Genomic DNA, 22,888 nt, shown 5'->3' on the forward strand with positions numbered 1-22,888 from the left:
TTTTCATAAAAAAAGACCCTATCCTGAGTCTCATTTAATCTGATATTTTTTCAGAATGGTCAATTTATTTTGAAAATTTCGTACTTCATTTGTTTAATTTAGCGCGCTGCTTAACAGCAACCATCCATGGGGTGGAAGAGTGATCTCAAAAGAAGAAGCTTATGGTGTTCTTGAAAAAGCTGAGGAAGCCGGTCTTGTTCATTTGACGAGCAATGTCCAAGGAGGACAATTCTATATCTGCAACTGCTGTGGTTGTTGCTGTGGTGTACTGAGATCTATTAATGAACTTGGTTTTTCAGAAGGTGTTAATTCTCATTATTATGCTAAAATAGAGGAAGACTTATGCAGTGGCTGTGGAATATGTTCAGATGAAAGATGTCAGATTGATGCAATTGAGGAGAATGAGGGTGTTTACAAAATTGTACAAAGCAAATGTATTGGATGTGGACTTTGCATAAGCACTTGCCCTGAAGAGGCTATTTCCCTAAAAAGGAAAGAAGAGGAAAAGATCGTCACCCCTCCGGTTGATGAAGCTGATTGGAACAAGCAACGTAGCATCGATAGAGGAGTTGATTTTTCAGTTTATCAATAAATTGTTCAACTTAGAACTGCCTCTAACATGTATCTCTCGTTTTTAAAAATTCTTCCGGGCACAAGATGTTGTGTCTATATTATTTTTCTTCCCAGATTCAAAATTCCATTGGGGGAGGGCAAAATAAAATCGCCAAATCTTCCATTCAATTTGATTGGAGATAAGTTGAACCCGCATCCGTGTAGGCGAAGCCGATATATTGGGCAGAGACGGAGAGCAAATCCATGTGGGATGGGGCTCAGGGGAAAAGACCGTGGATATGATCCTCCTGGCTACGGGCCGCCGTCCTTCCATCCGGGACCTGGGTCTTGAGAATCTGGGGGTTGAACTTGACAACAGGGGCTTGCCAGCCTCAAACCCCGATACCCTTCTTCTAATCAGGGAAGGACTCATCCCGAAAAGTAAATAATCAATCATTGGCCCCTTCTATGTCAGGTCGAAAAGGGTTTTCAATTAACAAGAAGTGAAAATCTGATTTAAGGAAGTACAGGCCGGACGACCCCATAAAACCCCTTCTTGGTCCCAGAAGAGGTGCTAAGGTACTGATCAGACAGCCCGGTCATATTTTGGCTGGGTTTTTTATTGTTTAAAAGGATTTCTTGATTTTAGGGCCCACTTCCTTTACCTGCCAATACCTGCAAATTAGGCTTAAGTGCGGGGAGCTAAGATTATACACATAAAAAAAGGCCTCAGAAAAACTCTGAAAGCCTTGATAGTCTGAGTGGTGATCCCACCGGGAATCGAACCCGAGTTTCCGGCGTGAGAGGCCAGCGTCCTAACCGCTAGACGATGGGACCACAAAAAAGTACCTATATGTATATTAAATTGGTGGTATTGTCAAACAAAATTAACAGCTTAAACCGGCTTCTTTTTTTGCCCTTTCCTGAACCCGAAGATCAAATAGATCAACCAGCCGATGATGGGAATAATCGCAATAAAATGCCAGAAAAATTTCATTTTTATTGATCCGAAATCTTTAAGGATAATGTCGATCAATGCCAGCATGGTCAGGCCTAGCGATATGGCAAAAACAAGCAGGATATACAGAATGGTTTGGTCCATGGATTAAACGGTTATCCCTTTAACTTGTCTGAGATTTTTAAAAGGGTGTCCACATAATAATTGCTGTGATTATACCTGAACAAGACCTCGTGTTGTTTTTGTCGGGCAATTCCCGGCTTCCAGCCATGGTGTTTCAGGTAGTTGGCAACACTGAAAATGGCATCTGCATGGTTGAAAAGATCGATTTTTCCATCGTTGTTTCCATCTTTGGCAAGCCGGAGGGCATTGGAGGGCATGAATTGGGAAATTCCCATGGCACCGGCATACGAGCCCCTGATGTTTTCCGGGGTAATTTTTTCTTGTTCTGAATATTTGATAAGGGCTTTGAGTTCTTCATATCCCCATTTGGATCGCTGTTTAACTTTTTTCAAAAAGGTCTCTTTTTTGGGTTTTTTCTTGTCAGGAATGGCATTCCAGATTCGTTCTCTCAAGGCATCATCCGTCAATGCCGCCATGGTGGAAAGTGTGTTGATGACGGTTCGTTTCCCCAGGTAGGTGCCAAGCCGGGTTTCAACGAGCAGAATAGCCGTGATGATGGTTGGGTCAACGCCAGATATTTTTTGGGCCTGGTCAAGGGCTGTTTTATGCTCAGTGATATATCCCTGCGCGGTTTTAATGGATTTTTCTGATGTAAACTGATCATAGTTAAGGCTTGATTCGGTATGCATAAAAAAAAGGGAAACACCGGAAGGATCGAAAAATACAGATTTGCTGGCAAACAAGCGTTCTGTCTTTTCTTGATCAAAGCCATCTTTGACCAGAGATTGGATCAATTTGTCAAACTCATTGCCTTTGTTTAATTCCTGCCCGGATAAAGGGGAAGATAGAATTGAAAAAAGGATGAAAATAAAAGAGGTAATCAATTTTTTTTGTAATGACAGCATCTTCATTCTCATGGGTTTTTTGTCTGCTCCCTTTTTATTATCGTGTATTGAGAATCCGCCTTGGGTCTCAATTTTTACCTGTTATATCTTATTTTTTTGGGGATTGCATTAAAAAAAAGGATTTCCATACAAACAAGCCCCCCGGTCACGAGAAGTGGCCGGGGGGCTGCTGGGCTTTGACGGGTTAAAAAGGGTTAAATGTCATAATACAGATAGAACTCATGGGGATGCGGACGACTGATAACCGGCTTAACTTCATTTTCCATCTTATAGTTAATCCAGTATTCAATAACATCTTTGGTAAACACATCTCCTTTTAACAGGAAGTCATGGTCTTCTTTCAGGGCAGCCAATGCTTCTTCCAGGGAGGCGGGGGCAGACTGGATTTCAGCAAGTTCTTCCGGTGGAAGATCATAGATGTTTTTATCCATGGGATCGCCCGGGTCCATTTTGTTCTGGATGCCGTCAATCATGGCCATGGCAATGGCGGAGAAAGCCATATAGCCATTGGCGGATGGATCGGGTGTCCGGAATTCAAGCCGTTTTGCTTTTGGCGATGCAGAATACATGGGCAGGCGGATAGCCGCACTTCTGTTCCGGCTGGAATAGGCCAGTTTAATGGGTGCTTCAAACCCCGGAACCAGCCGTTTGTATGAGTTGGTCGTGGGGTTGGTGATGGCACAAAGGGCTTTGCAGTGATTCATGATACCGCCGATGGCGTAAAGCGCATCCTGGGACATGCCCGCATATTTGTTGCCGGCAAATAACGGGTTGCCATCTTTCCAGAAGCTCATATGGGTGTGCATACCGGTTCCATTGTCGCCATATAAGGGTTTGGGCATGAACGTGACGGTGTGATTATATTTGGCGGCCACGTTTTTAAGGACATATTTGAACCAGGCAAGGTTGTCTCCCATGTTCAGCAGGGAATCAAATCGAAGATCAATTTCAGACTGACCTGCAGACGCCACCTCATGGTGCTGGCATTCCATGCCGATGCCAAGGTTTTCCAGGGTCAGCATCATCTCGGTTCTCATGTCCTGGTATTTGTCAGCCGGGGGGAGAGGGAAATACCCATGTTTGGGACGAATTTTGTACCCAAGGTTGGGCATTTCATCTGAACCCGTGTTCCAGTGCGCTTCAGGAGAATCAATTTCGAAAAAGGAGGCATGGGGGTCGGAGGCATACCGAATATTGCTGAAGATGAAAAATTCAGGTTCGGGACCGACATAAATCGTGTCTCCAAGTCCGGTGGTTTTGATGTATTGTTCCACTTTTTGGGCAATACCCCTTGGATCACGGCTGTAGGCTTCCTGGGTGATAGGGTCATGGATATTCCCGATGATGGCCAGGGTCGGAACCTTGAAAAACGGATCGATTTTAGCGGTTCTGGCTTCCGGGATAACGATCATATCAGAGTTGTCAATGTTCTGCCATGCGCGCATGCTGGATCCGTCAAATCCAAATCCGTCCTCAAATGCGGATTCTCCGAGTTCGCAAATCGGGACTGAAAAATGCTGCCAGGTGCCGATGAAATCCATGTAACGGATATCGACAACTTTTATGTCATTCTCTTTTACCATTGCAAGTACATCTTTGGGGGTCATTTTAATTCCTTTCCTAATAAGGGGTGTTAATATATGTTAAAGCGCTTCTGTTCCAGTTTCACCGGTTCTCACCCGGATGACCTGCTCAACCGGTATGACAAAAATCTTTCCATCACCGATTTTTCCGCTGTTGGCAGCGGCTCTCACCGTGTTAATGGTTTCATCAGCTCTTTCGTCACTGACAACGATTTCAACTTTGATTTTGGGGACAAAATCAACAACATATTCTGCGCCTCTGTATATTTCCTTATGTCCTTTTTGCCGGCCATAGCCGTTAACTTCCGTAACCGTCATTCCATAAATCCCGATTTCGCTTAAGGCTTCCTTTACATCATCCAGTTTAAATGGTTTTATAATGGCCTCAATTTTTTTCATTGGTAATCTCCTTTGCAGTTATATGTGGAAGACTTTTCAAAATGGCATTTTTTATCTGCTCAAGTCCTTTTTCGGTTTCAATTTTTGCATCATTCTCAATGCTTTTGACATAAAATACATCAACAACCTGGTCCACCTTTGTGGCGACCATGGCCACATTCACATTTGTATGGCTCCTGTACAAGGCATTGGTAATTGAAAATAAAAGTCCTGGAAAATCATAGGTAAATACCTCTATGATGGAAAAAAAACTGGACGTTTCATTGTCGATCCTTACGGTATTGGGTTTTGGCATTTTACCGGAGGATACCTGTATCATTCGGGGGATTTGATTGAGGGCGTTATCCAGGAAATGGTCATCTTTAAGGGCCTGGACCAGATCATTTTCCGCTTTTTCCCATTTTTCTTTTTCAAACAGTCTGTCTTTGGGGGGGGTGACCTTGAAAATATCCATGATATGCTCTTCGCCAAGAGAATAGGCCTGGGATGCCACAATGTCCAGTTTGTTCATGAAAAAGACCCCGGCAATTTTTGAATACAGGCCGGGTTGGTCCTTTCCACAAATGGACACGGTGCGGATATCTGAATTGTTTTCTTTTGATATCTGCCAGATAAAGTCTTTGTCGCCAAGATTCCTGAAAAGGTTTATGTGGTCAACAATACCCTGTGCAGGAACATAGACCAGATATCTTCGAGACATGGATTCAAGATGATGGTTTATCTCATCTTCTCGCCAACTTTCTTTCAGCAGTTTTAGAACATCTGTTTTCTTCTTGTCGATGAGGCGCTGGGTTTTCTTTGATGCCAGCTCCCCTTTTTTAAGAATGCTCATTGTTTTTAAGAAGAGATCTTTTATCAGGTTTTCAGTCCAATCGTTCCAGGCCTTGGGTCCTGTGGCTTTGGAATCTGCCACTGTCAGCAGGTAAAGCATTCTTAACAATCTGATTTTACCGATTTTATTGGCCATGTAAACAGCGGTTTCTTCATCCGAAATATCTCTTCGGGTGGCGGTTTTTACGAGGGCCAGGTGATGTTCAATTAAAAAGACAGCATCCTGAATTTCCGTTGAATTGAATTGGAATCGTTTCAGAATCGGCTCCGCAATTTTTGCGCCGGTTTTTGAGTGCTCTTTTGCAGGGTCAGACTTGCCGATATCATGGAGCAGGGCGGCAAACAGCAGGACGTTTTTATTCCTTACTTCTTTGAATACGGCAGGATAAAGGGTGTTCATGGGGGGAGAGACAACATCCTTAAAGCTGTTGATTATCTGGACACATCGAATCGAGTGTTTGTCCACTGGAAACAGGTGATAATGGTTATACTGAATTTTGTTGATAATGGCAGAAAATTCAGGAATAAATTTTTCCAGGATGCCGGTTGCCAGCATGACATTTAACACATTAAATTCCCAGTAAGACAGGGCCATGATTTTTTTAAATATTTTAATACAGTCCCTGTTTTTCTGCATTTCATCATCCACAAGATGTAAGAATTCACTGACGATTCTCCTGGCTTCATTGGACAGGGGAATTTTTCGCTGGCCGCTTTCAAGAAATATTTTGAGCAGCAGGTCCGGTTTCTGAAGGATAACGACGGTGTTGGCAAAATTGAGTCGTCTTTTTTTAATGAGCAATCCCTCTGTTTTCGTGGGACGGGTTTTGGTGCTGCCTTTTTTGATACGGCAGGAGGCCATGATATCTTCAAACGTGATCTGGTTGATTTGTTTTAACACATCCAACCGGTTATGGAGTTCGCCTAAAAACCGTTCAACGTCTGGCTGTTGTCTCTTTGACCGATACCCCAAAAGCCCTGCTAATTCGGTCTGATATTCAAAATGAAGGGTGTCACATTTTCTTTTTGTAATATAATGTAAAACGTTTCTGATTTTCCAGATATCATTCAGGGCATCTTCCAGGGCCAAATATTCAAAATTGGATAAAAATCCATAGTATTCCAGATCCCTTCTGGTCTTGATGTCGGATTTTATTTTTGCATACCATAAAAGGGTGTGATAATCCCTGAGACCCCCAAATCCTGATTTTAAATCCGGGGCAACAAGATAGGTTGAGTCGCCAAAGTCAAAATGTCTTTTCTCACCATGTTCGAACAGGTAGTTCAGCGTATTTTTCAGATGTTTGGTGGACAGCTCTTTTCTGAATCTTTCCATGAAGGCGGTATAAATTAATGAAGCACCACAGATGAATCTGGCATCCAGAACAGTGGTCAGGATATCAAAGCGTTCAAAGGCCATCTGAAGGCATTCATCAACCGTTCTTACAGCATATCCGACTTCAAACCGGGCATCCCACAGAGGGTAAAGAAGCTCCTGGACAAATGCTTCAACATCAGGAGGGATATGTTTTTCAAACAGGATTAAAAGATCAATATCCGAATGAATACACTGTTCTTTTCGGCCATACCCGCCCAGGGCAATGATGGCAAAAGGGCTGCCTGCAATGGTTAATTTTCTTGCAGCAATGCTTTGTTCAAACACTGTAAAAAAGTATTCATCCAGGATAACGGTGTGCTTTTCAAGAAAGCCGGGTTCTTCACCGCCAAGAAATTTTTTTATCAGCGCTTCTCTCTTCTTGATCAATATGTCGGTGTTTAATTTGTCCATGGTTGTATGAATTAGCAATTGGCGTGCCAGCGTAAGTCTGGCATGGGTTTTCCGGTTCGGCATTAAAAATACGAGAAAAATATTGCCTTATAAGATGATTTAATAGCACAAATGCAACTTTTTGCATAGAATAAATATCATTTTTGTAATTTGACGAATTGGAACTAAGATTACAGCAGAGGTGACATAAAAAAATAAAAGAAAATCAGGAGGGGAAAAAGCGTGTTGCAGCCACTCTTTTATGGGAAGGCAGCTGCGAAGGAAATTAGTATAACTGGTTTTTTATCAGTCTTTTTCAATTTTTTCCGGCTCGTCTTCTTTGTCCTCAATTTTAGTTTCTTTGGTTGCTTTTTTGAAGTTTTTAATTCCTTTACCCAGGCCGGCACCGATTTCCGGAAGTTTTCCTGCTCCGAATATAATGAGGATAATTACAAGAATGATTATCAGTTCCGGCATTCCAAGTCCCATCATGGCATACTCCTCTTTACTTCATGTTGTTATTAAATCAATTAAAAAGGTTTAACACTAAGTGTTTAAAGTGTCAATATTTTAGAATTTATTAGGATAAGGCATTGAGTTACATTTTTGTAATATGATTTTGAACCCGTTTTTTTTTAAAAGATAAGACTTGTGCAATGCTATTTTGTGATTAACATTAGCGCTTAACTGATAACAAAAACTTCAAAAATATATATGGAGAGTTGTATGAATAAGGAAGCTGTCAATGAATTTCAGGGTGCTAGAAAGTATGTTCTGGATCAGGAACTTGCCTCAATCGTTAATATTTCAATGAAACTTGAGATGCCGCTACTTCTCAAAGGTGAGCCGGGAACCGGGAAAACCATGCTGGCCCATGCCATTACTGAAAATTTGAACATGCCGTTGATTGTTCTGAATGTAAAATCCAGCATGAAACTGGTTGATGCATTGTATCAATATGATACGCTTACCCGTTTAAATGATTCCAGGTTTGGAGATTCCAAAAGGGATGTGAGCGATATCAATGAGTATATTAAAATGGGGAAAATCGGACAGGCATTTTGTGCTGACAAAAAAACCGTTTTGCTGATTGATGAAATCGATAAAGCCGATACGGACTTTCAGGATGATATGCTGGATGTTCTGGACCAGATGCAGTTTGATATCATTGAAACCGATAAAACCATAAAAGCCAGACACCGGCCGGTTATCATTATTACTTCCAATGCCAAGAAAGATCTTTCCGACCCGTTTTTAGGCCGGTGTAATTTTCATCACATCGCTTTTCCCGACCCCAAGATGATGCGCAAAATCATAGGGGTGCATTTTGAAGACATTGATGCCAAACTGGCTGAAAATGCAATTGATGCGTTTTACAGCATGAGATCGATTGATTCCATTGAGAAAAAACCGGCAACAAGGGAATTGATCAATTGGATGCGGGCATTGAATGCGGATCCGGATTTCAGGGCAAAGGACCTTGTTAAGGGCAAGCTTCCATTTCTCGGTGTTCTGTTTAAGAAGAGCCCGGATTATGAAAGGGCAACCAATATCGCCTCAAGAAAACGAATGTTTTAACTGGGGATGCCATGTTTGTAAAATTTTTCTATACATTAAAGGAGATCGGAATTCCCGTATCGCCCACCTCTTTTCTCACGCTGCAAAAGGCGTTGAACCAGGGGGTCATTAACAGCCTGGATGATTTTTATACCTGTGCCCGATCTATCCTTGTCAAGAGCGAGCGGTATTTTGATCTGTATGACCAGGTATTTGCCCATCATTTTGAAGGCGTTCCGTTGCCGGAAAATGATGGGTTTGAAATCGATGAAATTGCCCAGGGCATGCTGGATGAATGGCTGAAGAATTCCAAAATGGTTGCTGATGCATTGGGTGTTGATGAAGAAAAACTCAAAAAAATGTCACCAGAGGAATTGATCGATTATTTCAAAGAACGACTGAAAGATCAGGAAGGCCAGCACCACGGCGGGTATAAATGGATTGGTACCGGTGGATATTCCCCGGTGGGGCATTCAGGCTATAATCCCGGCGGGATGCGGGTTGGCGGACGATCCGGAAATAAATCAGCTGTAAAAGTGGCCAATGAACGTCGGTATAAAGATTATTCAACCGATGGGCCGCTGACCCAGGCCAGGATCGGTGAGGCCTTAAAACGATTGAGAAACATGATCCCATCCGGGCCCAAGGACACCATCAATATTGATGACACCATCCGGGAGACCATGAGAAATGCCGGTGAGATTGAGCTGGTGTTTGACAGGGCTTTAAAGGACAGGCTCAAGGTTATCCTGCTCATTGATAACGGCGGCTGGTCCATGGATCCGTATATCCAGGTGGTTCAAACCCTTTTTGATTATGCCAGATCCCAGTTTAAGGAAGTGAAGACCTATTTCTTTCATAACACCATCTATGATTATGTCTGGGAAGATCCCTCCCGGTATAAAAAACCCAAAAAAATTATAGAATTTGCCCGGCTTGATTCTGAAACACGGCTGGTGATTGTCGGGGATGCCAGTATGGCACCTTATGAACTCCTGGCCCATGACGGTTCCATCCATATGATGGAAAGAAGCGGCAGGCCCAGCATTGATCAGCTTAATTTCCTGGTGGAGACCTTTCCCCATTCTGTCTGGCTGAACCCGGTTTCAGAAAACATGTGGGGCTATACGCACACCATCATCGCCCTTTCAAAAATTTTTTCCATGTATGAATTATCCCTGGATGGCCTTGAAAAAGCAGTGTCCCGGCTCATGAGCAAGACATAAGGGGTGGGGAATTCACATGGGGTCAGGCTTTTTTTAGGGTTCTTTTTACCTGTCTATTCATGAAATAATGATAAAAAAGCACCCTAAAAAAAGCCTGATCCCGTCCATTAAAGCGGAACACCAGGTGAGGTAACATGATAAAGGGTTCGGGTGTTGTTGAATATGGTTTGTGAAAGGGTTTCCGGGTCTGTCTGCCGGATTTCGGCAATCCTGAGCAGAACGGATTTAACAAAGACCGGTTCATTGCGCCGGACCTTATTTTTCTGGGGGGCCGGCGTAAGGTAGGGGGCATCGGTTTCAATTAAGATCCGGTCTTCAGGAATAAGCGGCACAAGGCTTCTTAGATATTCCCCCCGTTTTTTCAGGGTCACTATCCCGGTAATGCCAATATAGTATCCCAAATCAAGATAGTTGAACAGGTCTTCTCTGGTGCCGGAAAAACAGTGTATAACACCTTTACGGCTTTTGGGACCGTCGGATTTTAAAATATCATAAAACCTTCCGTTTGAATCCCGTTCATGAAAAATCAATGGCAGGTCAAGATTTCCTGCCGTCTCAAGCTGGGTTTTAAAACAGTCTTCCTGGTCTTTAGCCGGAGAAAACATCCGGTTATAATCCAGGCCGGTCTCCCCCCAGGCCTTTACACAGGTGTTTCTCCGGGCCAGGCGGATTAATTGAGTCATTGTCTCTGCTGAACAGTGTTTTGCATCATGGGGATGAATACCCACGGATGTGATGATATGGTCATGGGTCTGGGCGATTTGAATGGCTTTTAAAGATGTCTGATGATCAACGCCGACAATCATGATGCCGTGGACCTGTTCATTTTCCGCCCGGTCAATCACATCGCCCAGGTCGTTATCATAGCAACTGTCATCAATATGACAATGGGAATCAAATAATATCATTTTTACTGTTTTTACCTTTTTCAATGGGTCATCGCTTCATTTTAATAGATTAAGCCTTCACTGAATGGAAGAAGCCGTTTTACGGTAACAGTGAAGGCTTAAATGCAAGAAAAACTGTTTTCAGCACTCCTTGACACATGCAATTTATAACAGTAAATTCAGTTTCAGTCAATTCAAGGACGGTGTAGATAAGATATTGCGAAGATATGGACGACAAGAAGACTAAAAATTTAATTATGCGGCTGTTTAATGTCCGCAAAAGATATGGCGGAATCCTGGCCTTAAATGACATTACCCTTGATATTGAGCAGGGTGAATTTATTCTTATTTCCGGGCCTTCCGGCGCAGGGAAATCCACGCTGCTGAAAATATTGGGCCTTGCGGAAAAGGCCTCGGAAGGCCAGATCCTGATTGACGGAATGAACCTTGCACGGATCTCTTCTTCCCGGCTTCCTTTTTTAAGGCGGCGGTTCGGTATGGTCTTTCAAGATTTTAAATTGATTCCCAACCGAACGGTCTATGAAAATGTGGCCCTTGTTCTGGAGGCTGCCGGGGAAAACCGGTCTTATATCAGAAAAAAAGTCATGCAGGTGCTGAGAACCACCGGCATGGAGAAAAAACAAAAAGCGCTGCCGCCAACACTTTCCGGCGGTGAGCAGCAGCGGGTGGCGGTTGCCAGGGCTGTTGTGGGGAACCCCTCGGTTATTCTTGCCGATGAACCTACGGGCAGTCTGGATGCAACCTCAGCCCAGGCCATTCTTGATTTTTTAATGGACTACCATAAAAAAGGGGCAACCGTATTGATTGCCAGTCATAATCTGCATCTTCTGGAAACACATGTTCGCGGCAGGAATGTTGAAATCTGTGATGGAACGATAAAACGGACTGCCACAATGCTATAAAACAGGGAAAGAAATTCAAATGAACCATTTTCTGAAAAAAGCGCTGGCAGATATTTGTTCGAACAGGGTTTTGAATTTGATTACGATTATAACGATTTCCCTTTCCATATTAGTGGTCAGTGTGTTTCTGCTTTTTTTTGAGAACGCCAGCCGGGTGATTGAATCATGGAACCAGGGCGGACGGGCCATGATTTATTTTAAAAAAGAGTTTCATCCGGAGATGCTGCCTGAATTAAAAACAAAGATCAATGCCCTGGGGGGGATTGATCGGATCACCTATATCTCAAAGACCCAGGCCTTGGAGGACCTTAAAAAGAAATTGTCAACCGGAACGGCCTTTTTAAAAACCTTAAAAGAAAATCCATTGCCGGATGCCCTGGAAATACGAATGACGTCCTATCATAATTTTGAAGACGTTAAGGGACTTGCCCAGGCAATACAGGCCATTGACATCGTTGAAGCGGTTGAATATGGGCAGGGATGGCTGGAACAGTTTTTAAAGATTTTCAACCTGTTCAAGATGGCCGGGTATTCCCTGTGCAGCCTTTTTTTTTTAATTGCATTGTTTATTACCGCAAATACCGTGCGGATGGCCTTTTACTCCCGCAAACTTGAAGTTGAAATCATGCGCCTCGTGGGGGCGACAGAAACATTCATCAAAGCCCCCTTTTATCTGGAAGGGCTTGTTCAAGGCTTTTTGGGAGGTATTCTGGGACTGACGGCCCTTTCGATCAGCTATTTGACGTTTTCATCGGGAATGACCCAGCATCTTGCCGCGGATGTGTTTGTTGACATCCGGTTTTTGTCGGTAAAAATCATCGTGTTAATTGTTTTTGGCAGTACTTTTTTAGGGTGGTTTGGATGTTATCTGTCCTTGAAACAAATATTAAAATAATGGTGTCTGTCGGGGTTATGGTAATGGTATTCTCCAGTGTCGGGGGTGCCGATCACAACCGGGTGGTCTATAAAGGTCTTGTGACGTCCTTTAAATTGAACATTCGGGAAACACCCGCCAATACCGCTTCTGTTGTGGCGGTGGTTGAACAGGGTGAGACGATTGATGTGCTGAAAAAACAAGGGGATATCGGCGGATGGTTGACCGTGGCCGTTAAAGGCAAGAAAGGCTATGTCAGAAATCGCCCTGAATATATTCACCTGACCCTGGTGCCAAGGAAAATCCAGGTCAAAAAACAGGTGAAAAAAAACCGAGACCGGTCCAATGAAACAAACCCGGAGGGCGGTGCCAATATCCTTGATCGACTTCAAACCCAGGAAAAAATGGTGGAAACCTTTTCCCAGAAAGAGGTTGAAATCATAGAGGGATTAAATGAAATTGATTATGCAGTGAACAAAGCCCGCACAAAAATCATGGCATTGTCCAGGGAAAGTGAGCAGTTGGCAGGGAAAATAGCGCAATACCAACAAGAGCGGGATCGATTGTCCAAAGAAATGACGCTCAATCGAGAATATGCGGGGAAACGGCTGACAGCGCTCTATAAAATGAGTCGGATTGGCCGATTGGATGTCCCGGGACGGCCCACCTCTGTGTTTGATTTTGTTCTTCAGCAAAATTCAATGAAACGAATCATTACCTCTGATGTCCAACTCCTTGAGCGACAAGATTCGGTGCTTGAAAAGTTTGAAATACTCGAACAATCGCTTCAAAGAGAGATTCAGGCAAAAACAGCCCTTGAAACAGACATCAAGGATCAAATCCGGATGAATGAAAAAGAGATCCGGAAAAAAGAAGTTATTTTAAAAGAGATACGTGGAAAAAAGGCATTGTCCCTGGCAGCAGTTGACGCTTTAAAACAGGCAGCCCGTCAGCTGGAAGCGCGTATCGACCAGATACAAAAGGGGGCGGTGGCTCCAGCGGAAGAGGGCGATTTTTCCCAATATAAAGGGCGGTTGATGATTCCGGTATCGGGTGAGATCATGTCAACATACGGACCGTCTATGCCAAAGGATTACAAGGTCTTCACTTTTCAAAAAGGAATTGATATAAGGGTGGAAAGGGGTGAACCCGTAAAATCCGTGTTCAAGGGAGAAATTATTTTTGCCCAATGGCTCAAGGGGTATGGAAATTTATTGATTATCAATCACGGCGACCATTATTATACGCTGTATGCCCATGTTGAAGAAATTTTTAAAGACAAAGGGGAGACGGTTGAAACCGGTGAAGTGATTGCAACTGCAGGGGATACCGGATCCATCAAAGGGATGTGTCTGCATTTTGAGGTCAGGCATCATGGGAAACCTCTAAATCCTATGAAGTGGTTAAGAAAAGGAGCGTAAAGATGAACGTCAGATGTTTCAGGGGATTCAAATCGGTGTTTTCCGTGGTGATGGTGACCTGTTTGTGTGTCTTTGTTGCAGGGGTTTCCACTGCGGTGAGGGCCGATGAGAATGCCTATAAGTCACTGAAGCTGTTTACGGATGTGCTGGAAGAATTGGAGAAAAATTATGTGGATGATGTGGATGCTGAAGAATTGATCCATAATGCCATTAAAGGTATGGTGGGAAATCTTGACCCCCACTCAAGCTTTATGCCGCCCGAGGCCTTTGATGAACTTCAGGATGATACAAAGGGTGAATTTTCCGGTATTGGTATTGTCATCACCATGAAAGATTCTATTTTAACCGTGGTCTCCCCCATTGAGGGTACGCCGGCCTATAAAGCCGGTATCCAGGCCGGCGACATCATTATCCGGATTGATGATAAATCAACAAAAGACATGGCCCTCTGGGAGGCCGTCAACATGATGCGGGGCCCCAGGCATAAACCCGTCCTGATAACCATTATCAGACAAGATGAACTGGATGCCATTGACTTTTCCCTGAAAAGGGATTTGATTCCCATCGAAAGTGTCAGAAGTGTGATGCTGGAACCGGGATATGGGTACCTCCGGATTACCAATTTCAGGATGAGCACGTTGGATGATATCAAAAAGCATCTGGAGATTCTGGAGTCTCAAAATAATGGATTAAAAGGCCTTGTCATGGATTTAAGGGATAATCCCGGGGGGCTTTTGGATCAGGCGATTAAAATATCTGATCTGTTTCTGGACCAGGGCAATATTGTGTCCATTAAAGGACGGCAGGCAAGAAATACACAGGAGTTTAAGGCATATCCCAATGATGAAGACCGGAAGTATCCGATTGTTGTTCTGATCAACGGCGGGTCTGCGTCTGCTTCGGAGATTGTGGCCGGTGCCCTTCAAGACCATTCCCGGGCATTGATTCTCGGAACAACATCCTTTGGAAAAGGATCGGTGCAGACGGTTCGGCCGTTAAAGGAAGGGTTTGGCATTAAATACACCATTGCCAGATATTATACGCCCAATGGAAAGTCTATCCAGGCAAAGGGGATAGAACCGGATATTGAAGTGGAATATGAGATCCTTGAAAAAAAAGAAAAAAAGGTATCCACATTTGACAGGATGATACGAGAGAAAGATTTAAAAAACAGTTTAAAACCGGAACGGACAAAACAACCGGAAAAAGTAAAAAAACAACCCAGGAAGCATCAGAGACTTCTTGATACGGATCAGCTGCAACAAGACGCGCAAGTTAAAAGGGCCCTTGATATTCTGATAAGCTATGGAGTCTTCAGCAAACTAAATGGCAGCTAAAAAAAAGGGGGCACCTCCAAAAAAGGGTGTCCCTAAAAAGAAGAGTGCGCCTCAAAAAAAGGCTGTATCAAAGAAATCGACATCCCCCCGGAAAAGCCCAAAACCGATTATCTTCACTGAATTAAAAAAGATACTGGTGGGGATTGGCATCCTGTTGTCATTGTGTTTAACCGTGGCGATGATAGCCGATATTTTCTTACAGCCCGGACGCCTTGAGAAAAAAAAACCAATGGTTATACGGCGGCCGGCCAAACCTGAAATCAAGCCCATCCAGGAAGGTCTCAGTGAGGTGACGTCCAAAAGAATGGTCACCGGCTTGAAAAAAAAATCAGGTAAGCCCATCACATACGAGGTATTTGAGGATATTGATCACACAACCATACCAAAACCAATGCCCCCTTCAATGGATCATACGCCCAAAATAGCGATTATTATTGATGACATCGGGTATGATAAAAAAATTGCGTGGGCATTGGGGGATTTAAATTCAAACATTACCTTTTCAGTACTGCCCTTTGCCCCATTTGGGCGGGTTATTTCTGAACGACTGAATGCAATGGGGTTCCAGTTAATGCTTCATCTGCCCATGGAACCCATGGAATATCCCCAGGTGAATCCCGGACCCGGGGCCATCTTGTCGGAGATGTCTCCTGATCTCCTTTTAGATCAGCTCAGAAAAGATATTAAAGAGGTCCCCTATGTTGTGGGGGTGAACAATCATATGGGGTCAAGGCTGACCTCCCATTCAGACCAGATGAACCAGATTTTTACGATTTTGAAAAAAAAGCACTTGTTCTTTATCGATTCCCGGACGTCATCGGAATCCCAGTGTGAGGCATCGGCAAGGCTTTTCAAACTTAAATTTGCCCAGAGAGATGTTTTTTTAGATAATCTCCAGGAAACAGCCTATATCACCGGACAATTGAAAACCTTGATCAATCTGGCCAAGAAGCATGGCTCTGCCATTGGTATCGGACATCCCTACGAAGCAACCCTGAAGACCCTTTCAAGGGAATTACCAAAGCTGAAGAATACCGTGGAGATTGTCCGGGCAAGCGACTTGACAACGATTCCGGGATAACTTGTGCCATGGACGGCACTAGTCTATTTCATTGAGTATGAAAAGTGCGTTTGACATGGGTATTCGTTCAGGAAAAGGGGGGGTGGCTTCAATACTGTCAAGAAAATGGCGATTGACAGCAATCAGCAGGGTATTTAATGGATCAATACTGATTAAGGCATCCTTTGGAAAAGACGTCATGCCCTTAAAGTTTTGGGGGCAGAAGTCAATAAGGGGTTTTTTGCCACGTTCCATATAGATGGGGTAGCCATGTGTTCGACAGATAATGGGACGGGCAGAATATAAAACACATGCCTTGTCAATTAAAAGGGGACAGGCATCGTCTTGATTTTTCAGGCGTTGAATAACCTTTGCCTGTATTTTTTTTGGCAGCTTGATAAACGCTGCCGATATGGCAAAGGCCTCAACCGGAAAAATCGTGAGAAATTTACAGCAGGTGTCACATCCTTTTTTACACACAATGGCTGCTGCGTATTTTTTTTCTATGTGCTGGATATGGCCGTCGACTCTTTTCAGAAGTGCGGTGTAATTTTCCAAGAGCAAATGAAGGCTGTTTTCATCCATTGGTGGTTCTCGCCGACTACACATCCACTGGTTTCCAGACACCGTTGTCACACCAGATCCTTGAAAACCATGACCCCGGGGGCAGCACTTTTTTTGATAAATCGGACGTGTCAATGTCACCATCCGTATCACACAGGCGATCCCAGGGTTCCAGGATGACAGGGCCGTTGGCAGAAGGGACAAGACGCGGTGCCAGGGGGTCACCCCAGGAACGGGAGTGAATCTCCTGTTTGAGGGCATCCATGGTTTTAAATGCTAACATCTGGGTCAGTGTAACAACAGCCGGCGGGCTTAAGGGGAGTTTGGCCTCAAGATTTTGTTCAAGGGCTCTTCTGGGGGTAACCCATATGCCATGCCGGGTTTCCATGTTGTCCGGGGCACAGGTTTGATTCTCCGGCATAAACGCAATAAAGAAACGGGTATCAAATCTTTTTTTCATTAATTCAGGGGTAATCCAGTGGGACCACCGGCCAAGGCAAGAGAGGGACAAGGTCCAGTCTTCACTGGTTATTTTTGTTTTGAACCAGGACGCTGGCAGTCCTTTATTTAACCGATAGCGGCAGATGGCATCCACATCTTTTTGTGTCTTGCCCTTGACGGATGCCATGAAAACACCGGATTCTTCAAGGGTTTCCCGGATAGCCGCAATGCTGAAACCCAGGGCTTTTTCATTGGAAAAGGTATCCCCGGCAAGTTGATGTTTAATTTGATCCCCGGACAGATCAATATGGGGTGCCCAGGCATCCATGCCCTTGTCATCCGGGTCCACCACCCCTCCGGGAAAAACATAGAACCCCCCCATGAATCCTGATTTTGTGCTCCTTCTCAACAGGTAGACTTCAAGGGCGTTGTCGTTTTCCCTGACAAGGATGACCGTTGACGCGTCTCTTAATGGCGGGGGGGTGTTTTTTTGAATCGTCATTTTTTTTCCTGAATTTTTTTTTCGAGATCTTTCCTCAAGGAGGTTTTATCCAATTTCTGGGCGGCAGTATAGGGCATGGCATCTATAAATTCAATCCGTTCCGGGAGTTGGAGTACCGAAGCCTGCTTTGATTTTAAAAAGGAAATAATGTCATCAAAGGTTGCATGAATCCCGGCTTTTAACTGAATATAGGCGCAGGCCTTTTCCCCCAGTTTGGGATCGGGCATGGGTATGACCGCCGCCGTTACAACGTCCGGATGCTGGAGGATCAGCCCTTCAATTTCCCTGGTGCTGATACTTTCACCGCCCCGGTTAATCATTTCTTTGATCCGGCCGGTGAGGGTGATATAGCCGTGTTCATCAATCCTGGCCAGATCGCCGGTTTGAAAGAAACCGTCACGGGTAAAGACTTTTTGGTTCTCTTCCGGATTATTGTAATAGCCCGTAAACACACCCGGCCCTTTAAGGACCAATTCTCCTTCCGTATTGGGGGGAAGCGGGTTCCCATTAAAATCAATGACGGTATACGTGTCATAGGGGCAGGTTTGTCTTCCCACGGTGGTACAGATGGTCTCGATATCATCCGTTGTCCGTGTTATGGAGGTCATTCCCTCTGTGGCACCATAGCCATTGTAAAATGTCATGTTTAATTTTTTTGTTACATCTTTTACCAGCTCAGGGTGGCTTGCCCCCCCTGCACTGTGCATCTTTTTAAGGGAGCTTAAATCATACTTGCCCAGGTCTTCATATTGGAGCAGTCTCTGGGCCAGGGCCGGAACCCAGATAATAGAAGTGATTTTTTCCCTTTCTATTGTCTCGCAGATGTCCTTGTCCGTTGTTGAATCCAGAAATATCGTCTTTCCAAGAGTGATCATACTTCCCAGAAACCCTTTTGTCATGGATAGGTCATGGCCGATGGGACCGGCGATTAAATTAATGTCTTCGGTATGCTGATCCCACGATTTAGCGCAATAGTCTACACTGGTGATCAGGCTGTTGTGTGTGCGGGGAACTATTTTGGGTGCCCCGGTGGTCCCCCCTGTCGGACCCATATGTGCGACCTGCATCGGGTCCGGCCTCAGTTCGGCCAGACGTTCCAGGCGGGTCTGGGTCAATTCCGTGTGTGTGATTAATGTTTCAAGGGTTGAAAAATCAGACGTATTTTCATCATTGCGAACGGTAATAATATGTTCGAGTGTCGGATGGTCTTTCATAACATCTTGAATAATCGGGAGGTAATCTGTTTTTTTATATCTGGAAGCCACGATCCATGCTGTGGCACCGGAGAGGTCGACCAAACGGTTAATTTCAAATTGACGGTACCGATCAATGGCCAGGACAGGGATTGCCCCCATTTTTTGAAGTGCAAAATAACTAAAAACGAATTCATTCCAGTTGGGAATCTGAACAATGACCCTGTCCAGGGGTTTAATCCCCAGGTCCAATAATCCAATAGCCAGGCGATTGGCCTTATCCCGGGCCGCTGCATAGGTAATGCGGGTGTTTTTATCCACAAAGGCTTCTTTCTGGGGATGGATGTCTGCTGCCCTGTCCAGGATATCGCCCAGGGTTAACCCTGCCCACCACCGAAATTTATTATAAATTTCAACATCTTCTTTTTTATAGGGGACGAAGCCTTCTAAAAATTTTGTCATTGTTCACCTTCCATTCAACTGTTCTATTAGTATTGACCCGTATGATAGCAAATACACTTACACTTTGCTTTCTGTTTTATTTGTGATCTCCTTTAAAAAATGAATATCGGTCTTTAATGATGGTTTTTTATCTGGTTGTTGATCCCCACTGCCCAGATAAAAAAATCGTTCTCAACGATAAAAAACAAAAAAATATCTGTCAATCATAAAATAAAAAAGTAACTTATCGAAGGTATACATCGGTGAGACCGGTCAGAAGTGGTTGAATTAAAGGGCGGACTTGACAAAAATCACTTTTTTGAGTAAGTGTTACTTACCTGCTTGAAAACAGGTTGTTTGGCTGAATGATATTATTTTGAATAACGACCATGCCCTGACGGGCACGACAACACATGAAAGGGGAGGCATGCGTATTGAGGCAGGTATAACGACTCAAAACTCATAACGCACTACTCGCTTACAAAAGGCGGTGTATGAGGCACAAAGGCAACACCAATCCCCCCGGCAGAATAAAAATCATGACCGCGTTTTCCCGGTTGATGGCTCAAAAAGATTTTCATTCCATTACCACAGCGGAAATCGCCGGGAATGCCGCGGTCACAGAAGGACTGATTTATAAATATTTTAAAGATAAAAAAGACCTTTTATATCAGGTATTAAACCAACATTTTCTTGAGTTCCAGGCAAAAATTCAAGACCGAATAGCCCATGCGCCTTCCTGTATTGAACAAATTGGCATCCTTATTTTCTCAAGTCTTGAAAGCTATATAGAGAACAGGGTTTTTTCAAGAATCCTTTTGCTGGAAGTGCGTAACTCTCTGGCGTTTTTTGATTCCGGTGCGTATGAAATGGTGCGGGAATATTCACGAACCCTGCTTGAAATTATTGAAACAGGCATAAGAAATGGAGAACTCAAGCCGGATGTGGATGCCGTTATTTTGCGCAAAGTGATATTAGGGGCCATTGAACATGCCTGCCTCGGAGAAATTATTTTTGACAAAGAACTTGATATTGAGCGCATGTCCACCGGCATTGCAAAAATTGTATTTAACGGAGTAAAAGCATAAATGAAACAAACAGACGTTCAAGAACTGATCAATGCAAGGTTACAATCTTCTTCAACCGTCATGACGGAAGATGAGGCAAAAAAAATATTTTCAGTATTTCATATCCCGGTGGTGCAGGAAATCAGGGAATCCGATATGGACCGGGTTCCGGCGGCCTGCCGGACAATAGGGTTTCCTGTGGTGCTGAAAGGCATAGGTAAAACGATTCTGCATAAAACAGAAGCCGGACTTGTCCGTGTGGGCGTGAATACGGCGGATCAGGCCCGGGAGGCGATAACGGAAATGAACGCGTCTGCGGGCGGGAAGATCGAGGCCTTTCTCGTTCAGCCGGTGGTGACCGGAAAAAGGGAATTTTTAGCCGGCATGTTCAAAGACCCCCAGTTTGGACCGGTTATTGTTTTTGGCCTGGGAGGAATATATACCGAGGCATTAAACGATGTTGTCCTTAAAATAGCACCGTTGAATGATGCCGATATGGAAGACATGTTTGAACAATTGTCTTCAAAAAAACTGCTGAATGATTTCAGGGGTGAAAAAGCAGTCAGCAGAATGGCTGTTAAAAAAATTCTCAAAGGACTGTCCGATATGGCACAGGCTTTCCCGAGCCTGAAGGAGATCGATATCAATCCGTTGATGATACAACCGGATGGTTCGCCTGTTGCCGTGGACGGTTTGATTGTCCTGGAACAGACAGCCGAAGAGGAAAACAAGCCCTACCCCATTGATTTAAAGGTTTTGGGTTCCTGTTACTATCCAAAGTCCATCGCCTTTATCGGGGCATCGGCCACCCCCGGAAAATGGGGACATATGCTGTTAACCAATACCTTGTCCCGGGCGTACAAGGGAAAGGTTTATCTGGTGAACCCCAAAGGGGGGAAAATAGCCGGCCGGCACGTGTATACATCTGTGACGGAAATTGAGGCAAACGTTGAACTGGCTGTCGTGACCATTCCGGCCGACAAAGTCATGGATTTGATACCGGCGTTAAAAAAGAAACACGTTAAAGGCATCCTGTTGATCACGTCAGGATTCAGGGAAGTGGGTGATGACGGGGCAAGATTGGAGGCGAAATTGATGAAACTCGCCCATGCAGCAGGAATCGTGATCCTTGGCCCCAACACCATGGGGATATGTAACCCCCATATTGATTTTTATTGTTGTGCTGCCCATGCATACCCCATACCCGGCTCCACCGCCCTTGTCTGCCAGTCCGGAAATATGGGGACCCAGCTTCTGGCGTTTGCCGAGCAGCAGGATATCGGTATCCGGGCATTTTCAGGCTCGGGAAATGAGGCCATGGTTACCATTGAAGATTATATGGAAGCATTTGAGATTGATGACCTGACACGAACCGTGGTGCTGTATATTGAGAGTGTAAAGGATGGGTCAAGATTTTTTAAAAGTGCGGCAAGGGTCTCCCGACAAAAACCCGTGGTCGTATTAAAGGGCGGCCGGACAAAAAAAGGCGAAAGGGCCGCCTCAAGCCATACCGGCGCCATGGCGGCTGATTCCCGGGTGTTTGATGCCGCCTGCAGGCAGTCAGGGATTATCCAGGTGCATCAACCCATGGAATTGCTGGACCTTTCTGCTGTTTTCTCATCCCTGCCCCTGCCCAGGGGAAACCGGGTGGCCATCATGACCCTGGGGGGCGGGTGGGGGGTGATCACAACAGATCTTTGTGCGGAAAACGGACTTGAAGTCCCTGACCTTTCGTTGGAAATCATTGAACGGCTCAACAGGATTCTGCCCTCCTTCTGGAGTCATGGAAATCCCGTTGATATTGTGGGGGAAGATGATCCCAGTATTCCCAAAACCTGTCTGGAGGAACTGCTCAATTGGGATGGGTGTGATGCCGTCATTCATTTGGGCATTCATGGGAAACGGGTACTGGTCAATAACATGATTGAATCCATATGCAGAACAGATCCCGACATTAACAAGGCCCAGGCAGAATCTTTTAAGGATTCGGTGCTGAAGTTTGAAGAGGCGTATGCCCAATATGTGGTCAAATTAACTCAAAAATATGAGAAACCGGTGCTGGGGGTCAGCCTGATGACCGATGAAATCAGCAGGACCCTGTATCGGCTGGATGGATATGAGTATAAGAGCGTGTTTTTCCCTTCCCCGGAAAGAGCGGTAAAAGCGCTTTGGGGAATGTGTCAGTATAATGATTGGCGGAACAAGCACCCATAAGAGGCCTTGTAACTTGATCGGTTTTATTTTATTATTGCGAGACTAGGGTATCATAAAATTTG

Annotated in this window: 21 protein-coding genes and 1 tRNA gene; 11 read left to right on the forward strand and 11 right to left on the reverse strand. The window is 44.5% G+C overall.

Annotation, left to right across the window (positions count from 1 at the left end):
* Positions 1–139: 139 nt before the first annotated feature.
* On the forward strand, positions 140–592 hold the full coding sequence (locus Q1Q15_RS05735; RefSeq protein ID WP_300457567.1) for a 4Fe-4S dicluster-binding protein: 453 nt from the start codon (positions 140–142) through the stop codon (positions 590–592).
* A gap of 199 nt (positions 593–791) precedes the next feature.
* Positions 792–1,001, forward strand: coding sequence for a hypothetical protein (locus Q1Q15_RS05740; protein ID WP_300457568.1), 210 nt, complete (start codon positions 792–794; stop codon positions 999–1,001).
* 313 nt (positions 1,002–1,314) lie between these two features.
* Here Q1Q15_RS05740 and Q1Q15_RS05745 read toward each other — a convergent pair.
* From Q1Q15_RS05745 to tatA, 7 genes are all read right to left on the reverse strand, one after another.
* A tRNA-Glu gene (locus Q1Q15_RS05745) sits at positions 1,315–1,389 on the reverse strand.
* Between the two features lie 58 nt (positions 1,390–1,447).
* A complete protein-coding gene (locus Q1Q15_RS05750; RefSeq protein ID WP_300457569.1) occupies positions 1,448–1,654 on the reverse strand; it encodes a PLDc N-terminal domain-containing protein in 207 nt (68 codons plus the stop codon).
* An 11-nt stretch (positions 1,655–1,665) separates the two neighbouring features.
* Entirely contained in the window at positions 1,666–2,538 is an 873-nt protein-coding gene (locus Q1Q15_RS05755) for a lytic murein transglycosylase (protein ID WP_300457570.1), read from the reverse strand.
* A 194-nt stretch (positions 2,539–2,732) separates the two neighbouring features.
* A complete protein-coding gene (gene glnA, locus Q1Q15_RS05760; RefSeq protein WP_300457571.1) occupies positions 2,733–4,145 on the reverse strand; it encodes a type I glutamate--ammonia ligase in 1,413 nt (470 codons plus the stop codon).
* A 36-nt stretch (positions 4,146–4,181) separates the two neighbouring features.
* The gene (locus Q1Q15_RS05765; protein ID WP_300457572.1) at positions 4,182–4,520 is read right to left on the reverse strand and encodes a P-II family nitrogen regulator; all 339 of its coding nucleotides are present in this window, start codon (positions 4,518–4,520) and stop codon (positions 4,182–4,184) included.
* Positions 4,507–7,203 (reverse strand): [protein-PII] uridylyltransferase, encoded by a 2,697-nt coding sequence (gene glnD / locus Q1Q15_RS05770; protein WP_300457573.1) that lies wholly within the window; start codon positions 7,201–7,203, stop codon positions 4,507–4,509. Before glnD ends, Q1Q15_RS05765 begins: the two co-directional genes overlap by 14 nt.
* A gap of 222 nt (positions 7,204–7,425) precedes the next feature.
* Positions 7,426–7,611: a twin-arginine translocase TatA/TatE family subunit gene (tatA, locus tag Q1Q15_RS05775; RefSeq protein ID WP_300457574.1), complete on the reverse strand. Its 186-nt coding sequence runs from the start codon at positions 7,609–7,611 to the stop codon at positions 7,426–7,428.
* A 234-nt stretch (positions 7,612–7,845) separates the two neighbouring features.
* On the opposite strand from tatA, the gene Q1Q15_RS05780 reads away from it, so the two are divergent.
* Together Q1Q15_RS05780 and Q1Q15_RS05785 are read left to right on the forward strand one after the other, a co-directional pair.
* Entirely contained in the window at positions 7,846–8,697 is an 852-nt protein-coding gene (locus Q1Q15_RS05780) for a MoxR family ATPase (protein ID WP_300457575.1), read from the forward strand.
* 11 nt (positions 8,698–8,708) lie between these two features.
* A complete protein-coding gene (locus Q1Q15_RS05785; RefSeq protein ID WP_300457576.1) occupies positions 8,709–9,902 on the forward strand; it encodes a hypothetical protein in 1,194 nt (397 codons plus the stop codon).
* A gap of 107 nt (positions 9,903–10,009) precedes the next feature.
* Here the strand turns inward: Q1Q15_RS05785 and Q1Q15_RS05790 are convergent, their stop codons facing one another.
* Positions 10,010–10,810, reverse strand: a complete 801-nt coding sequence (locus Q1Q15_RS05790) for a TatD family hydrolase (protein ID WP_300457578.1) — start codon at positions 10,808–10,810, stop codon at positions 10,010–10,012.
* Between the two features lie 206 nt (positions 10,811–11,016).
* On the opposite strand from Q1Q15_RS05790, the gene Q1Q15_RS05795 reads away from it, so the two are divergent.
* Genes Q1Q15_RS05795 through Q1Q15_RS05815 form a run of 5 tightly spaced genes read left to right on the forward strand, consistent with a single transcriptional unit; the run spans position 11,017 to position 16,425 of the window.
* Positions 11,017–11,712: an ATP-binding cassette domain-containing protein gene (locus Q1Q15_RS05795; RefSeq protein WP_300457579.1), complete on the forward strand. Its 696-nt coding sequence runs from the start codon at positions 11,017–11,019 to the stop codon at positions 11,710–11,712.
* Between the two features lie 19 nt (positions 11,713–11,731).
* The gene (gene ftsX, locus Q1Q15_RS05800) at positions 11,732–12,607 is read left to right on the forward strand and encodes a permease-like cell division protein FtsX (RefSeq protein WP_300457581.1); all 876 of its coding nucleotides are present in this window, start codon (positions 11,732–11,734) and stop codon (positions 12,605–12,607) included.
* Positions 12,574–14,007, forward strand: a complete 1,434-nt coding sequence (locus Q1Q15_RS05805) for a peptidoglycan DD-metalloendopeptidase family protein (RefSeq protein WP_300457582.1) — start codon at positions 12,574–12,576, stop codon at positions 14,005–14,007. Before ftsX ends, Q1Q15_RS05805 begins: the two co-directional genes overlap by 34 nt.
* 2 nt (positions 14,008–14,009) lie before the next feature.
* Positions 14,010–15,344 carry a S41 family peptidase gene (locus tag Q1Q15_RS05810; protein ID WP_300457584.1) on the forward strand — a complete coding sequence of 445 codons (1,335 nt, stop codon included), beginning with the start codon at positions 14,010–14,012 and terminating at the stop codon, positions 15,342–15,344.
* On the forward strand, positions 15,334–16,425 hold the full coding sequence (locus tag Q1Q15_RS05815) for a divergent polysaccharide deacetylase family protein (protein WP_300457586.1): 1,092 nt from the start codon (positions 15,334–15,336) through the stop codon (positions 16,423–16,425). Before Q1Q15_RS05810 ends, Q1Q15_RS05815 begins: the two co-directional genes overlap by 11 nt.
* Positions 16,426–16,443: 18 nt before the next feature.
* Here Q1Q15_RS05815 and Q1Q15_RS05820 read toward each other — a convergent pair whose 3' ends face one another.
* The 3 genes from Q1Q15_RS05820 to Q1Q15_RS05830 are packed head-to-tail and all read right to left on the reverse strand — an operon-like array spanning position 16,444 to position 19,566.
* A complete protein-coding gene (locus Q1Q15_RS05820; RefSeq protein WP_300457588.1) occupies positions 16,444–16,989 on the reverse strand; it encodes a YkgJ family cysteine cluster protein in 546 nt (181 codons plus the stop codon).
* A gap of 16 nt (positions 16,990–17,005) precedes the next feature.
* Positions 17,006–17,911 (reverse strand): hypothetical protein, encoded by a 906-nt coding sequence (locus tag Q1Q15_RS05825; protein ID WP_300457590.1) that lies wholly within the window; start codon positions 17,909–17,911, stop codon positions 17,006–17,008.
* Positions 17,908–19,566: an AMP-binding protein gene (locus Q1Q15_RS05830; protein WP_300457592.1), complete on the reverse strand. Its 1,659-nt coding sequence runs from the start codon at positions 19,564–19,566 to the stop codon at positions 17,908–17,910. Before Q1Q15_RS05830 ends, Q1Q15_RS05825 begins: the two co-directional genes overlap by 4 nt.
* Positions 19,567–20,039: 473 nt before the next feature.
* Between Q1Q15_RS05830 and Q1Q15_RS05835 the strand changes: the two genes are divergently transcribed.
* Positions 20,040–20,633 (forward strand): TetR/AcrR family transcriptional regulator, encoded by a 594-nt coding sequence (locus Q1Q15_RS05835; RefSeq protein WP_300457594.1) that lies wholly within the window; start codon positions 20,040–20,042, stop codon positions 20,631–20,633.
* Positions 20,634–22,826 carry an acetate--CoA ligase family protein gene (locus Q1Q15_RS05840; protein WP_300457596.1) on the forward strand — a complete coding sequence of 731 codons (2,193 nt, stop codon included), beginning with the start codon at positions 20,634–20,636 and terminating at the stop codon, positions 22,824–22,826. It abuts the gene before it with no gap.
* The last annotated feature ends 62 nt before the right edge of the window (positions 22,827–22,888 follow it).

The organism is Desulfobacula sp. (genome assembly GCF_030145145.1).
Taxonomy (GTDB): domain Bacteria; phylum Desulfobacterota; class Desulfobacteria; order Desulfobacterales; family Desulfobacteraceae; genus Desulfobacula.

Bases quoted from the DNA above. Each gene is read 5' to 3' on its own strand.
- Q1Q15_RS05810 (WP_300457584.1), top strand. From the start codon at position 14,010: ATGAACGTCAGATGTTTCAGGGGATTCAAATCGGTGTTTTCCGTGGTG.
- Q1Q15_RS05835 (WP_300457594.1), top strand. From the start codon at position 20,040: ATGAGGCACAAAGGCAACACCAATCCCCCCGGCAGAATAAAAATCATG.
- Q1Q15_RS05820 (WP_300457588.1), bottom strand. From the start codon at position 16,989: ATGGATGAAAACAGCCTTCATTTGCTCTTGGAAAATTACACCGCACTT.
- tatA (WP_300457574.1), bottom strand. From the start codon at position 7,611: ATGATGGGACTTGGAATGCCGGAACTGATAATCATTCTTGTAATTATC.
- Q1Q15_RS05790 (WP_300457578.1), bottom strand. From the start codon at position 10,810: ATGATATTATTTGATTCCCATTGTCATATTGATGACAGTTGCTATGAT.
- Q1Q15_RS05765 (WP_300457572.1), bottom strand. From the start codon at position 4,520: ATGAAAAAAATTGAGGCCATTATAAAACCATTTAAACTGGATGATGTA.
- Q1Q15_RS05830 (WP_300457592.1), bottom strand. From the start codon at position 19,566: ATGACAAAATTTTTAGAAGGCTTCGTCCCCTATAAAAAAGAAGATGTT.
- glnD (WP_300457573.1), bottom strand. From the start codon at position 7,203: ATGCCGAACCGGAAAACCCATGCCAGACTTACGCTGGCACGCCAATTG.
- Q1Q15_RS05780 (WP_300457575.1), top strand. From the start codon at position 7,846: ATGAATAAGGAAGCTGTCAATGAATTTCAGGGTGCTAGAAAGTATGTT.
- Q1Q15_RS05755 (WP_300457570.1), bottom strand. From the start codon at position 2,538: ATGCTGTCATTACAAAAAAAATTGATTACCTCTTTTATTTTCATCCTT.
- Q1Q15_RS05825 (WP_300457590.1), bottom strand. From the start codon at position 17,911: ATGACGATTCAAAAAAACACCCCCCCGCCATTAAGAGACGCGTCAACG.
- ftsX (WP_300457581.1), top strand. From the start codon at position 11,732: ATGAACCATTTTCTGAAAAAAGCGCTGGCAGATATTTGTTCGAACAGG.
- Q1Q15_RS05795 (WP_300457579.1), top strand. From the start codon at position 11,017: ATGGACGACAAGAAGACTAAAAATTTAATTATGCGGCTGTTTAATGTC.
- Q1Q15_RS05840 (WP_300457596.1), top strand. From the start codon at position 20,634: ATGAAACAAACAGACGTTCAAGAACTGATCAATGCAAGGTTACAATCT.
- Q1Q15_RS05750 (WP_300457569.1), bottom strand. From the start codon at position 1,654: ATGGACCAAACCATTCTGTATATCCTGCTTGTTTTTGCCATATCGCTA.
- Q1Q15_RS05805 (WP_300457582.1), top strand. From the start codon at position 12,574: ATGTTATCTGTCCTTGAAACAAATATTAAAATAATGGTGTCTGTCGGG.
- Q1Q15_RS05815 (WP_300457586.1), top strand. From the start codon at position 15,334: ATGGCAGCTAAAAAAAAGGGGGCACCTCCAAAAAAGGGTGTCCCTAAA.
- glnA (WP_300457571.1), bottom strand. From the start codon at position 4,145: ATGACCCCCAAAGATGTACTTGCAATGGTAAAAGAGAATGACATAAAA.
- Q1Q15_RS05785 (WP_300457576.1), top strand. From the start codon at position 8,709: ATGTTTGTAAAATTTTTCTATACATTAAAGGAGATCGGAATTCCCGTA.